Below are 13,885 nucleotides of genomic sequence, written 5' to 3' on the forward strand. Positions count from 1 at the left end.
TCAGCGGGGCAACCGATATACCGGTTGCCCCGTTTTTATTCCGCTGTATCGCTTAGCAAGGACCTGCCCGATGCGTCTTACCTTGAAATCAAAAGTAGTGCTGTTGGCACTGGTACCGGTGGTGCTGTTTGCCCTGGTACTCAGTGGTGCCGCCGCCAAGGTGTTACAGAACCTGGCAGCCCAAGAGGTTGAGGAGACCCGCGAGCGCCTGCTGCAGGAGAGCCGCAACGAGCTGCAGCATTACGTACAAATTGCCCTGGGTTCGGTGCAGTCGCTGTATGACGGTGCCGCGCAAGGCGATATGGCCAGCCGCGAACAAGCCATCGCCATTCTGTCGAAAATCAAATTCGGCAAGGACGGTTATTTCTTCGGCCACGACTCCAATGTGGTGCGCCTGTTCCGCGGCGACAGCCCGGTGGATGTCGGCAAGAGCCTGGCCGATCGCCGTGATCCGAATGGCGTGTACATCAACCGTGAACTGGTGAATGTCGCCAAGAACAACAGCTACTACGTCAATTACAGCTCGCCACTGCCGACCAATGATGCGGTGCTGGTACCGAAAATGGCCTACAGCTACTACCTGCCGAAGTGGGATATGGCGCTGGGCACGGCGATCAACCTTGACGGTATCGAGGCGCAAATCGCCCAAGTACAGGTTGAAATCGACGAGCGCATCAGCACCATCATCACCAGCATCATGGTGATTGCTGCCGTGCTGCTGGTGATATTCGGCATTGTCGGTGTGGTGCTGAGCAACACCTTCCTGCGCCCGCTGCAGCAGATCAAGGACAACCTCGATGACATCGCCGCAGGTGAAGGTGACCTGACGCGCCGCCTGCCGATCAATGGTGACGATGAGCTGGGACAACTGGCGGGCTCGTTCAACCGTTTTGTCGAGAAGATCCACGGTTTGGTACGGCAGATCGTCGATATGACCGGCCAACTGACTGAACTGGTTGGCCAGGTCTCAGCCCAGACGCAGCGCTCGGAAGAGGCTATGGAGCGTCAGCGCCATGAGACCGATCAGGTGGCCACCGCTATCAATGAAATGTCTGCCGCTGCCCATGAGGTCGCGCAAAGTGCTCAGGGTGCAGCAGAAGCAGCGCAGAAGACCGACACCGAAGGCCAGGCAGCGAAAAAGGTGGTCGATGGCAGCATCGAGCGCATCCATACCCTGGTGCAGGACATCCGCGACAGCGGCGTATCCCTCGACACTCTGCAGAAGGACGTGTCGTCGATTGTCAGCGTGCTCGATGTGATCCGCTCAATCGCCGAGCAGACCAATCTGCTAGCTCTTAACGCCGCCATTGAGGCCGCGCGAGCCGGTGAAGCGGGGCGCGGCTTTGCCGTGGTAGCCGATGAAGTGCGCGCGTTGGCCAGCCGCACGCAGCAGAGCACCCAGGAAATTCAGGGCATGATCGACCGTCTGCAGAAGGGGACTCAGGATGCTGTGACATCGATGCGCCGCTCTAGCGATGCGGGTGATGTCACCAGCGAGCAGGCCAATCTGGCCGGTACCTCGTTGGATGCCATTGCACAATTGATCGGCACCATCAACGCAATGAACGCGCAGATCGCCAGCGCCGCCGAGGAGCAAACCGCCGTGGCCGAAGAGATCAACCGCAGTGTGCACAAGATTGCCGTGGCGGTGGACAGCGTGGCCGACGAAACCCAGCAGGGCGCGCAAACCGCTCGCAACCTAGCCGGGCTGGGTGAACGCCTAGGTGCTCTGGTCCGTCAGTTCCGCATATAGCACCTAACGCAGCCACATAAAAAGGGAAGCCAAGCTTCCCTTTTTATTGCGCATGTGAATGCAGAAATGACGCGCCGGCAGATAACGACAGCAGCTTAAAAACCGCCGCGCTATATCCAATAAGTATGTTCTCCTGTGGTTAGCGGGAGTTTCTTGGACTAACGTGCACGAATCGCCAGGCTGGCTTGAAGTTTAAGCAGCGGCGATACGTTTGGGTACGCGCAGTTACTGCTGCTTCGGTGCGTTTATGAGCAGCTTCCAGTAGGGAACAGCTGATTTCGGGTAACACTGGAGGTACTTCATATAACGGCTCGGGTATGTGGACCCATCGCTGACAATAAGATGAGGGACTCACCATGTCTGTAGCGATAACTCTTCGGCGCTGCGTCGCGCCGCTGATGGTTTCGGCCTTGGCAATGCCAGTTCAGGCCGAACAGGGCGATTACAACTTCTGGCAAACCCTGAGTAATCTGGTAGTGGCACCGGCGGCAGATAACAAGGTCACCCCGGCGCAGCGCCTCGGGCCGTATCCGCTGCTGGCCAACCCGAGCGGTTTCAACAGCGGCTTCCAACCGGCCAATTACTATGCCTGGCAAACCGTACAGATGGCCCCGCAAACCGGCGCTGTGTGTGGCAATGGTTCGCCGTACAAGTTCTTCGTCAACCGCGTGCCCAACACCCGAAATACCATCATCTACCTTGAGGGTGGTGGAGCTTGTTGGGACTACGCCAGTTGCACCGGGCAGAGTGGCATTCGCGGCGCACGCAACCCCGACGGTATTCCCAATGACTACATGAGTCTGCTCAACCCGGGTGCCAGCCTGGTCAGTCCTTTTGTGGTGCGTCTGCATCCCTGGACGCGGGTGAAAACTCAGAACTGGAACATGGTCTATGTGCCGTATTGCACCGGCGACATCTACTCCGGCGACAAGGTCGCAGTCTATGAAGACCCGCAGAGCCAGCAGGCGCCTTTGATCTGGCACCACAATGGCCTGCGCAATATGCGCGCAGTTGTGGGTTGGCTGAAAGACAACTTGCCACGTCCCACGCAGATGCTGACCACCGGCTGCAGCGCTGGCGGTGCAGGCAGCCTGACCAACTATGCGCCGACGCGTCAGGACATTGCGCCGACGCGCAGCTTCCTGATTAATGACTCCGGCCCAGTGTTCTCGGCTATCAGCGGAGGGAGTAACGAGGCGTATCCGTCCTTGCCGCTGCAGGGTTTTATCCGCAACGCCTGGGGGCTGGATGCCGGGCCATTGCCGTACCTGCAGTCGCGTTTGCCGGGGCTTAACCTGAACAATCTGGGCACCATCTACCCGGCTTTGTCGAGCAACCTGGCGGCTGATCGCATGGGTCATACGCACTTCTGGAAGGACCTGAATTACTCGTCCTATTCCTATGAGCGCTTCTACCCGGAAATCATCAACGCACCGAACCAGGCCGCCAAGGAGGCACTGATCCACGCCAAGTGGGATGTAGACACCGGCAGGCTGCGTAACGAGCTGGCCAACCTGCCGAATGTCGGCGGTTACTTCCCGCAGTACCGCGCGGTCAATGAAAGCCACTGCACCAGCATCATCGAGTTTGCCAACGCGGATATTCAGGAGCAGAACCTGCAGCTGGATGATTTCGTCAATAACGTGATGAATGGCAGCGGCCCGGTTCTCGATGCCTCCGAGCAGAGCGATACCGCCGACCGCAACAAACCTTTCAATCTGCTGTACTACGCGCTCGACCAACTGCTGTAACGCTTTCGCCCGACCTGAGCAGCCTGCTCAGGTCGGGCTATTGATAATGCTGTTCGCGCGCCTGTTGCAGACGCTGGCGCAAGTATTCATCGCGGCTCAAACCATCGGGGAAGCTGTCCATGCTCAGGACCTCCTCCACAATGCGCTTCTCATCAGTCTTGTAACGACGAAACTCGGCGCTGGGTTTTGCTGCTTTGGCTTCGCGCTCGGCGCTAATCGCCTTGTAGCGAGCGACCAAGGCGGCGGCCTGATCTTTCTGCGCCTGTTCATCGCCAGTAGTGAGCTGGATCAGGCCCAGTTGCAGTAACAACGACTCACTCATGGCCAGCTCACTGCGCTGCTCGTAGGCCTCGATCTGCTCACGCAGGGCCTGCGCCTGGCTTTCACGTTGTGCGGGGGACAGTTCGGCGGCGCCGCTGACAAAGTCGCGATAGGCCTGATGGAACGCCAGGCGCTGCTCCTGGTTTTTTACCGCAGGGGTTTGTAGCAGCTCCTGCAACTGGGCCTCAGTGGGCATCGGTGTTGCCAGGCTATCGTCCCAGAGTGTGCTTGTGGGGCTAGCGGCCTGATTGATTAGTGCGACCTGCTGTGGCTCGCTGTGTAAACGCCAATACAGAGTGCCGAGCACGGCAATCAACACCAGCCCACCACCCACTAAAAGAGGTTTTCCCTGCACCGCCATCTCCTGAATAGCGCCGCACAGTGCGACGCTGTCAGCTTAGCAGGTAGTTTTCAACGACCTGCTAGTAGGTGCATTCAGCGTTTCTTGCTGACCCAGGCCCAGAGCATTTCACACTGGATCGGCTGGATACCGGCTTCATCGGTGACTGTCACGGCAACCAGTACTTCGCCTTTTTCCTGGGTGTGAATGGCTTGAACCTGCTCGGGTGTCAGGCTGGCCACGGCGCGCAGGCTGCCGGTGGCGCGCTTGAGGTAGTCGACCTTGAGGCTTTTGATCAGCGGTAGTTTGTCATCGGGCACATTCATACCGACTAGAAAGCCCGTGGCGGATTCAGCCAGCAGCGCCATGGCGGCGGCATGCACGCCTTTGATGTGGTTCTGCACCTTGCGCTTGTTGGCGATGCTCATCACCGCCTGCTGCTGGGTCAACGTATGCACGCGTACCTTGGCGGTGCCGGCGAACTTCACCTGGGAGCCAAACAGCAGCGACAGCGCCGGGCTTTGCAGGGCGCTGGGCAGTTGCTGGATTTTGCCGACGATACGGCTCAAGCGGTTGCTGGACATGCTGATGCTCTTTGCGCAAAGGGAAGGGCATGAGTCTGTCACAGCGAAATGTGACCGGCCAGGGCTAACCGGTCACATTATTACCCGTCGATTAGAGCAACCGACGGCCGTCTTCGCGGGTGATGATCACAGTGGCCGAGCGCGGACGCTGACCGAGGCCATCGGGCCAGGTGCTGAGCAGGTTGGTCGCCGTTGAGCCTTCGCCCGGATGCTGGATATTGACGAACAGGGTGCGGAAGTCCGGAGTCGCGGTAATGCCGGTGACTTCGGCGCCGACAGGACCCACCAGAAACCGTTTCAACTCACCGGTATGCGGCTCGGCAACCAGCATCTGGTTGTTGCCGAACGGACCACTGCTCAGTTGGCTGCCGCTCATATCGGTCTGAATCCACAGCCGGCCTTCTTCGTCGAACCATAGTCCGTCTGGGCTGGCCAAGCGGTTATCAGCCGTCAGCGGTTTGCCATTCGGGCCGATGCTGTCGGTCTCCGGCCCAGCCAGCATAAACAGGCTCCAGGCAAACTGCCGGCCGGCGTAATCCTTGCTCAGCTCACGCCAGCGGATGATATGGCCGAACGCGTTAGCGGGGCGCGGATTGGCAGCATCGGGGGTGGTCCGGGCACTGTTGTTGGTCAGGGTAAAGTACACCTCGCCGTTGTCCGGATTGACCGCGCCCCATTCCGGGCGGTCCATCTTGGTGGCACCGACCACGTCAGCGGCTAGGCGGGTATTGATCAGCACTTCACCCTGGTCGGCAAAGCTCACTCCGGCGGCCTTGCAGGCTTTCTGGAACTTCTTGTCGCTAATGTCCAGCGCCAACCACTCGCCCTTGCCGCTGGCATCAAAGCGCGCGACATATAGCGTGCCTTCGTCCAGCAAGCGGCCATTACTGCGTCCTGGACGGTATTTGTCGCGGCTGACGTATTTGTAGATGTATTCGTTCTGCGAGTCGTCGCCGGAGTAACACACCACCGGGCGGCCTGATTTCACCGGGGCGAACACCAGGCCTTCGTGGGCGAAGCGACCGAGCGCCGTGCGCTTTACAGGTACTGACTCAGGCGCGAACGGGTCAATTTCGACGATCCAGCCAAAGTGATTGGGCTCGTTGCGATAGTCCGCGCTGGCAGTAGTGGTGATGCGCGTGGCATCGAAGCGCTCGAACTCATCACCCTTGAGGTGATCCCAACCGTAGCGGCTGCTGCTGCGCAGGCCATAGCGGCTCAGCTCACGAGGCAGGTCACTGTCGCGGGTGGCAAAGTAGCCAGCCCAGTTCTCTTCGCAGGTCAGGTAGGTACCCCATGGGGTAAAACCGTTAGAGCAGTTGTTCAGGGTGCCGCGAGTGGCCGTGCCTTTCGGGCTATAGCGGGTTTTCAGCAGCGCATGGCCGCGCGCCGGACCGCTGATTTGCATGGGCGTGGCACCGGTAATCCGGCGGTTTCTGGCACTCGGCAACACGGTCCATTCACCATTCAGGCCGCGACGTACTTCCACCACGGAAACGCCGTGGGCGTTGATTTCCTTGCGTACTTCTTCGGCGCTGCTGCGCTTGCCGGCCGCCAGCGTCGGGCCATTGGGGTGCAGCAGCGGCGCATCGATGTATTCGTGGTTGAGCACCAGCAAGCCGTGATCACTCCTCTTGCCACCGCGCTGGGCGTCGATCGGGAAGAAATGCATGCCGTCATGGTGCATGCCCAATTGCTCGGCCTGATCCTGGGCGCTGTTGCTGCCGTCACTCAGATAAGCTGGGTAATTACCGGTGATCGGCGTACCCCAAGGGATAAAGGGGGTGGCGCGGTAACCGGTCGGTACGCTGATGCCATCAAGGCGGTTGGTGGCGATTGCGGTGAATGGCAGTTTGCTGCGCGGTTTAAACCAGTGCAGTTTGCCCAGGCCTTTGGCAGCGGGCTCTGCCGCAATAGCAGCGCCAGGCATAGCACTGCCGAGAAATGCCAGGGTGCCAAGTGTGGCGCCGGCTGCCAGCACTTGCCGGCGGCCGATACCGTCGATCAGCTGATTGATATGCGGGTTATCGGACGCATTGCTGGGCAATTCATCGCCATTGCCGAACAGTACGGCTTGGTCATTCTCGAGGCTCATACAGGCTCCTTGGATTAATCGACGGGTGCCTGACGCTATCCAAGAAAATTGACGTAACCATGACAGCGGCTGTGCGAACGCGCACAAAAATGAAAAAGGACGAGTTGCAGGCAAAAAAATGGCCGGGCTATTTTTACGTCACACAGCGACGGCCAAAAGAGTGGCCGCCACGGACGGCAGGCCAAAAAAAATCCCAGCATTTCTGCTGGGATTTTCTTAACACCCTCAACCTTGATCGTGGCCTCGGTTGAGTGAGCCGGTTCTTAGCTGAACTGGTTCATGGTGTTGTCTTTGCCACCAGCTTTCAGGGCTGCTTCACCAGCGAAGTACTCTTTGTGAGCGTCGCCGATGTCGGAACCGGACATGTTCTGGTGTTTAACGCAGGCGATACCTTGACGGATCTCCTGACGCTGAACGCCTTTCACGTAGGCCAGCATGCCTTGGTCTGCGAAGTAACCTTTGGCCAGGTTGTCGGTGGACAGCGCGGCGGTGTGGTAGGTCGGCAGAGTGATCAGGTGGTGGAAGATGCCGGCGTTGGCCGAACCATCGCGCTGGAAGGTACGGATCTTCTCGTCAGCAACCTGAGCCAGCTCGGTTTCGTCGTACTCGACGCTCATCAGCTTGGCGCGGTCGTAAGCGGAAACATCCTTGCCTTCGGCTACGAATGCATCGTAAGCCTGCTGACGGAAGTTCAGGGTCCAGTTGAACGATGGGCTGTTGTTGTAAACCAGCTTGGCGTTCGGGATGACCTTACGGATTTCATCAACCATGCCTTTGATCTGACCGACGTGTGGCTTCTCGGTTTCGATCCACAGCATGTCGGCGCCGTTCTGCAGCGAGGTGATGCTGTCCAGTACGCAACGCGCTTCACCGGTGCCAGCACGGAACTGGAACAGGTTGGACGGCAGGCGCTTAGGACGTAGCAGCTTGCCACCACGGTTCAGAACCACGTCGCCGTTGTTCAGGTCGGCAGGGGAAACTTCTTCGCAATCGAGGAAGGAGTTGTACTGGTCGCCCAGGTCACCCGGCTGATTGGTCACAGCGATCTGCTTGGTCAGGCCGGCACCCAGGGAGTCGGTACGCGCAACGATCACGCCGTTGTCGATGCCCAGTTCGAGGAATGCGTAGCGAACAGCGTTGATCTTGGCCAGGAAGTCGGCGTGAGGAACGGTCACTTTACCGTCCTGGTGGCCGCACTGCTTCTCGTCGGAAACCTGGTTTTCGATCTGGATGCAGCAAGCACCCGCTTCGATCATCTTCTTGGCCAGCAGATAGGTGGCTTCCGGGTTACCGAAGCCAGCGTCGATGTCGGCGATGATTGGGACTACGTGAGTTTCGTAGTTATCGATCTGGTTCTGCAGGTCAGCCGCTTTAGCGTTGTCGCCAGCAGCGCGGGCAGCGTCCAGAGCGGTGAACAGCAGGTCCAGCTCACGGGCGTCAGCCTGGCGCAGGAAGGTGTACAGCTCTTCGATCAGGCCGGAAACCGAGGTTTTCTCGTGCATGGACTGATCCGGCAGCGGACCAAAATCCGAACGCAGAGCAGCAACCATCCAGCCCGACAGGTAGAGGTAGCGCTTGTTGGTGGTCTTCAGGTGCTTCTTGATCGAAATCAGCTTCTGCTGACCGATGAAACCATGCCAGCAGCCCAGGGACTGGGTGTAGACGGAGGAGTCAGCATCGTACTCAGCCATGTCTTTGCGCATGATGTCGGCAGTGTACTGAGCGATTTCCAGACCGGTTTTGAAGCGGTTCTGGGCGCGCATGCGGGCCACGGACTCAGGGTCGATAGCGCTCCAGCTGCTGCCGGCGGCTTCTTTGAGTGCGGCAATGGCTTTGATGTCGTTTTGATAAGCTGACATGGTCAATCCTTCAAAGTATGTGTTTGGTTGAGCACCGACTTCCCCACTGGTGTTGCTGGAGGTTGTTGCAGCCAACTGCAGAACGCCGAGACATCGACTTGAGACGGAATTGATCCGGGAGGAGGGTGACGAGCTAAACAGTTCGCGGGCTTCAGCTGTTGAAAATGAGCGGGTCATTTGGCGTTTACCGACAAGATGCCGGTGGACGACTCAACTTGCTGTGCGTATTGCGCGCTGTTGCTAAACGCTTCCCCGTCCCTCAGGACAACTTCGTTCCAGTCGCAATCTCATCGAACGGCCTTGTGGGCTTTACAACGCAAATCGGCTCGGACGGTAAGTTGGAGCGCGATTCGGAGGGCCTTTCAGCGCCTCTGATTAGCGGGAGCGGGGCCATCATGCCTCTGCCAAAAGCCTTCGTCAATAATTTTGTAGTGCTTTTCGAATGACTACTACATAAATCCAGAAGCGACCGACAAGTCAGCTTTTACGGCTCTACCCGGCGGTTTGCGGGCTTGGGCTATGGCTGTGAGGTATTTGCTTTGCGGCGACGGCGAAGATCAACCGATGAGTGGTTATTGGCACCGGGCCTGGGCGGCCCAGTGTGATGGCGGGGCGTCGCGGGTTAGTTCACCACGTCGACCTTGACGCGCATGTTCATGTCTTCACGTCCCTGGGTTGAGCGGTGTTGCAGAAAATCGCCATGTTCGCTCTGGCTTTGCTCGCTAACGCCGCCAATGCTGATCCACTCGCCCAGCCGTCCACTGACACGGGTATCGGTGCTTTGCACATCGATGGCGCCGGGCTGCGATTGGCTGAGACGGTCACGGTTGCTGCTGATATTTAGATGCACCCGCTCACCACTGAGGCTGGCGGTGACGTAGAAACCACGGGTGACGTTGCGGTACTGGGTATTGCTGTAGGGCTGGCCGTAGGCATCCCGCCCGCGGGTGGTCAGCGGCACGCTCTGACCGACTTGGATCAGTGCGGGATAACCCTCGGTGGCCTGCACCTGTTGGGTGCCGCCGCTGCGACTGTCGGTGCTGCGGCGGATGATGCGCACCTGGTCGCGGCCATTAATTTCGCCCTGGCCGATCTGCACCTCGGCATCGCCGGCGCTGATCGTGCCATCGGCGCGATAGCCGCGATCAGATTGAAAGCCCGATTCATTGGTGTCGACGCTGATCAGCAGGCGGCGCGGTTCGGTATCGAGTTGCAGCAGCAGGGCGCGCACCTCGGCAATCTTCGCTGGTTCGGCATTGACGATCAGTTGGTTGCCATAGGCGTTGACCTTGCCCTCATGACCGAGCACCGATTGCACCACGCTCAGCACTTCATCAGCCGTGCGGAAGTTCAGCGGAATCACTTCGGTAGCGGCGCTGATGGATAGGCTACAACTCAACAGCGCGGCGGCGAGCAGGGCACGAACCTTCATAGCAGAAAACTCCGTAAATCAGCGTCGGTGATGCTGGTGTCCCAGGCTTGATCAAATTGTGCACGGCGCTGGCGATTGCGACCGGGGTCTTGGTACAGGGCATAGCCGCTGGCCTGGCCAATTTCTGGCAAGAGCAGCAAACCGCGATCATCTGCCAACAGAAACGCCAGCTCCTCACTAGGGTAGTCCGGGTGCAGCTTGCGGATCTGCAGGTTGGAGGACAGTCGGCGCGAAAGGCTGAGCAAACGGTGGCCTTCCTTGACTGCACGGCTGGGGTCGCGCAGCAGAATGCGCAGTTGATTGCGCGGGCTTGCCAGGAGAAAACGGGTACAGGCGTCCTGCACGCTGCTGTGATGATAAAGCCAAGGCTCCAAGTCGTGACTGTAGATACACAAGCTGCGCTGCGCCTGTTGCAGCAGAGCCAGTGCGTGAGCGCGTGCTTGTTCGGGCTGGCTGAAGCGCTCCAGCGTAGTGTGCGCGCCGAGGATAAACGGCGCCGGCTCTGCACGTGGGCTATCCGGGCTGGGGCTGCCCGGATTGTGCACAGCAAAACGCCCCGGTGACTGAAACTCGATGGCAGGAAGCTCTGAGGGCTCTTGCGGCTCGGTGGCGTCACTCGGGGCGTTTTCGTCGTTCATCTTGGCCTCTAGGCGCTATGACGCACCATGTCCACGTGGGGGATGCCGGCGTCGAGGTATTCCCCGCTGACGATGGCAAACCCGAGCTTTTCATAGAAGGCAGTGGCGTGCACCTGGGCACTGAGCATTTGTTGCGTCAGGCCGCGTTTTTCCGCTTCCGCGATCACCGCCTGGATCAGCGCCACACCCACGTTCAAGCCGCGCCAGTCCTTGAGTACCGACACCCGGCCGATATGGCCGTCGGGCAGCAGCCTAGCTGTGCCGATCGGGTAGTCGCCTTCCAGGGCGAGAAAATGCACGGCATCAGCGTCTTCGGCATCCCATTCGAGCTCCGCTGGCACCGCTTGTTCCGCGATAAACACGGTTTCGCGAATGCGCCGCAGGTCAGCGTTGTCCTTCTGCCAGTCGGCCAGGCGAACGTGTATCTCACTCATCAGCAAACTCCAGGCTGCCTTGCTTGACCAGTTCAACCAACAGGTTACGCCCTTCCTCATCGGCAAGCCACGCGCCGAGGTTTTCGATATGCAGAGCATCGGCGGAGCAGACCAGTTTCAGCAGCTCACGCAGGCTGGCCGAAAGCAGGCGGCTCTGGCCGCTGGCGAACAGCACCAGGTCGTCGCCGACTTCCGACCAGGCCATGCGCGCGCTGGGGTTGCGGATCAGGATCGCGCCATTTTCCAGGCCAGCGAGGAAGCCTTCTTCGTCGATCTCGATGCCGGCAATCAGCTCCGGGTACTTGGGTTCGGTCATAAACTGGCCGAACCAGGTCATCAGTAGGCGCTCATCGCTCATGTGTTCGGTGAGCAGGGCCTTGAGACGATCCAGGGCATCGCGCTGGATCTGCGTTGGGTCGCTGGTCGGCTGCGCGTCTGCGTCGCTGTAGCGCTCTTCGTCAGGCAGGAACTGGCCGAGAAAATCGGTGAAATGGGTCAGAACTTCAGCGGCGCTTGGCGCGCGGAAGCCTACGGAATACGTCATACAGTCATCCTCAGCGGTACCACAGTGGGCCAGAAGCGGCGGCAGATAAAGCATGTCGCCGGGTTCCAGAACCCATTCTTCAGTTTTAACGAATTCAGCGAGGATCTTCAGATCCGCGTGTTGCAGCACTGGGCTGTCGGAATCGCACACCTGACCGACCTGCCAGCGGCGCTTGCCGTAGCCCTGCAGGAGGAACACATCGTAGTTGTCGAAGTGCGGGCCAACGCCGCCGCCAGGTACGGCGAAGCTGACCATCACATCATCGATGCGCCACTTGGGCAGAAATTTGAACTCTTCCAGCATTTCGGCCACTTCCGGGACGAACTGGTCGACCGCCTGCACCAATAGGGTCCAGTCGCGCTCGGGCAGCTCGGCGAAGGCATCTTCGGCGAACGGGCCACGGCGCAGCTCCCAGGGGCGCTCGCCATGTTCGATGACCAGGCGCGATTCGATTTCTTCTTCCAGCGCCAGGCCGGCCAGCTCGTCGGGGGAAATCGGGCTCTCAAAACCGGGGATGGCCTGGCGTACCAGCAGGGGTTTCTTCTGCCAGTAGTCACGCATGAACTCGCGAGCAGTAAGGCCACCCAACAGTTGCAGCGGAGTATCAGGATTCATCGCTAAGCCCTTGAAGTAAATAAATACCCATAAATAAAAACGCCCGGCGCAGCCGGGCGTCTGGGAGGCTGTTGCCGGTTAGATGCGCTTGGCCTGGGCGACCGCGTTGCCGATGTAGCTGGCTGGGGTCAGGAGCTTGAGCTCGGCCTTGGCGGCGGCTGGCATATCCAGGCCGTCGATAAAGGTCTGCAGCGCTTCGGGGCTGATGCCCTTGCCGCGAGTCAGCTCCTTGAGTTTCTCGTAGGGGTTCTCGATGGCGTAGCGGCGCATCACGGTCTGGATCGGCTCGGCGAGCACTTCCCAGCAGGCGTCCAGGTCTTCAGCAATACGTTGAGCATTGAGCTCCAACTTGCTGATTCCCTTGAGGCTGGCTTCGTAGGCGATAACGCTGTGAGCAAAACCGACACCGAGGTTACGCAGTACGGTGGAGTCGGTCAGGTCGCGCTGCCAGCGCGAGATCGGCAGTTTGCTGGCCAGGTGCTGGAACAGTGCGTTGGCGATACCCAGGTTGCCTTCGGAGTTTTCGAAGTCGATCGGGTTGACCTTGTGCGGCATGGTCGAGGAACCGATTTCGCCAGCAATGGTGCGCTGCTTGAAATAGCCGAGGGAGATATAGCCCCAGATGTCGCGATCGAAGTCGATCAGGATGGTGTTGAAGCGGGCGATGGCGTCGAACAGCTCGGCGATGTAGTCGTGCGGCTCGATCTGCGTGGTGTAAGGGTTGAACTGCAGGCCCAGGTCACCTTCGATGAACTGACGGGCGTTGGCTTCCCAGTCGATCTGCGGGTAGGCCGACAGGTGGGCGTTGTAGTTGCCCACGGCGCCATTGATCTTGCCCAGCAGCGGTACGGCCGCGACCTGAGCAATCTGCCGCTCCAAACGATAAACGACGTTAGCCAGTTCCTTGCCCAGGGTGGTCGGCGAGGCCGGCTGACCGTGGGTGCGCGAAAGCATCGGCACGTCGGCGAATTTGATCGCCAGTTCACGGATGGCCTCGGCGGTCTGACGCATCAGTGGCAGCAGCACGTCGTCACGGCCGGCGCGCAGCATCAGGGCGTGGGACAGGTTGTTGATGTCTTCGCTGGTGCAGGCGAAGTGGATAAATTCGCTGACCTTGTCCAGCTCAGGCAGCTTGGCTGCCTGTTCCTTGAGCAGGTATTCCACGGCTTTTACGTCGTGGTTAGTGGTGCGCTCGATTTCTTTTACGCGCTCGGCGTGCTCGACGGCGAAGTTGTCAGCCAGCTCATTGAGCACGGCGTTGGCTTCGGCGGAGAAGGGCGCGACTTCGGCAACACCTTCGTGGGCGGCCAGGCGCTGCAACCAGCGCACTTCAACCAGGACGCGGAAACGGATCAGGCCGTATTCGCTGAAAATTGGGCGCAGTGCGCTGGTTTTGCCGGCATAGCGGCCATCAACGGGGGAAACCGCGGTGAGCGAGGAAAGCTGCATGGGAGGCGTTCTCGGACAATCGGGCATTGAAAAGGGCGCATATCATACATGAAATCGGCCGCTGAATCGC

Annotated in this window: 11 protein-coding genes; 2 read left to right on the forward strand and 9 right to left on the reverse strand. The window is 59.4% G+C overall.

Annotation, left to right across the window (positions count from 1 at the left end; translation table 11 throughout):
- Positions 1-70 precede the first annotated feature (70 nt).
- Complete coding sequence (locus AACX99_RS09215; protein WP_339411196.1) at positions 71-1,753, forward strand: methyl-accepting chemotaxis protein; 1,683 nt, start codon at positions 71-73, stop codon at positions 1,751-1,753.
- 356 nt (positions 1,754-2,109) lie between these two features.
- Positions 2,110-3,504: a pectin acetylesterase-family hydrolase gene (locus AACX99_RS09220; RefSeq protein WP_339411197.1), complete on the forward strand. Its 1,395-nt coding sequence runs from the start codon at positions 2,110-2,112 to the stop codon at positions 3,502-3,504.
- Between the two features lie 37 nt (positions 3,505-3,541).
- Here the strand turns inward: AACX99_RS09220 and AACX99_RS09225 are convergent, their stop codons facing one another.
- The 9 genes from AACX99_RS09225 to purB all read right to left on the reverse strand — a co-directional run bounded on the left by AACX99_RS09225 (position 3,542) and on the right by purB (position 13,815).
- Positions 3,542-4,180, reverse strand: coding sequence for a hypothetical protein (locus AACX99_RS09225; RefSeq protein ID WP_339411198.1), 639 nt, complete (start codon positions 4,178-4,180; stop codon positions 3,542-3,544).
- Positions 4,181-4,260: 80 nt separating this feature from the next.
- Positions 4,261-4,749 carry a DUF4442 domain-containing protein gene (locus tag AACX99_RS09230; protein ID WP_339411199.1) on the reverse strand — a complete coding sequence of 163 codons (489 nt, stop codon included), beginning with the start codon at positions 4,747-4,749 and terminating at the stop codon, positions 4,261-4,263.
- Positions 4,750-4,840: 91 nt separating this feature from the next.
- On the reverse strand, positions 4,841-6,844 hold the full coding sequence (locus AACX99_RS09235) for a PhoX family protein (protein WP_339411200.1): 2,004 nt from the start codon (positions 6,842-6,844) through the stop codon (positions 4,841-4,843).
- A gap of 263 nt (positions 6,845-7,107) precedes the next feature.
- Positions 7,108-8,703: an isocitrate lyase gene (locus AACX99_RS09240; protein WP_339411202.1), complete on the reverse strand. Its 1,596-nt coding sequence runs from the start codon at positions 8,701-8,703 to the stop codon at positions 7,108-7,110.
- Positions 8,704-9,325: 622 nt separating this feature from the next.
- The gene (locus tag AACX99_RS09245) at positions 9,326-10,135 is read right to left on the reverse strand and encodes a secretin N-terminal domain-containing protein (RefSeq protein WP_339411204.1); all 810 of its coding nucleotides are present in this window, start codon (positions 10,133-10,135) and stop codon (positions 9,326-9,328) included.
- Positions 10,132-10,773: a DUF7931 domain-containing protein gene (locus tag AACX99_RS09250; RefSeq protein WP_339411206.1), complete on the reverse strand. Its 642-nt coding sequence runs from the start codon at positions 10,771-10,773 to the stop codon at positions 10,132-10,134. The genes AACX99_RS09245 and AACX99_RS09250 overlap by 4 nt, the downstream gene beginning before the upstream one ends.
- 8 nt (positions 10,774-10,781) lie before the next feature.
- Positions 10,782-11,207: a GNAT family N-acetyltransferase gene (locus AACX99_RS09255; RefSeq protein ID WP_339411208.1), complete on the reverse strand. Its 426-nt coding sequence runs from the start codon at positions 11,205-11,207 to the stop codon at positions 10,782-10,784.
- Entirely contained in the window at positions 11,200-12,366 is a 1,167-nt protein-coding gene (locus tag AACX99_RS09260; RefSeq protein WP_339411209.1) for a ribosomal protein uL16 3-hydroxylase, read from the reverse strand. The genes AACX99_RS09255 and AACX99_RS09260 overlap by 8 nt, the downstream gene beginning before the upstream one ends.
- A gap of 78 nt (positions 12,367-12,444) precedes the next feature.
- On the reverse strand, positions 12,445-13,815 hold the full coding sequence (gene purB, locus AACX99_RS09265; RefSeq protein WP_339411210.1) for an adenylosuccinate lyase: 1,371 nt from the start codon (positions 13,813-13,815) through the stop codon (positions 12,445-12,447).
- Positions 13,816-13,885: the final 70 nt, after the last annotated feature.

The sequence above is a fragment of the Pseudomonas sp. EA_35y_Pfl2_R5 genome (assembly GCF_963970805.1).
GTDB lineage: Bacteria > Pseudomonadota > Gammaproteobacteria > Pseudomonadales > Pseudomonadaceae > Aquipseudomonas.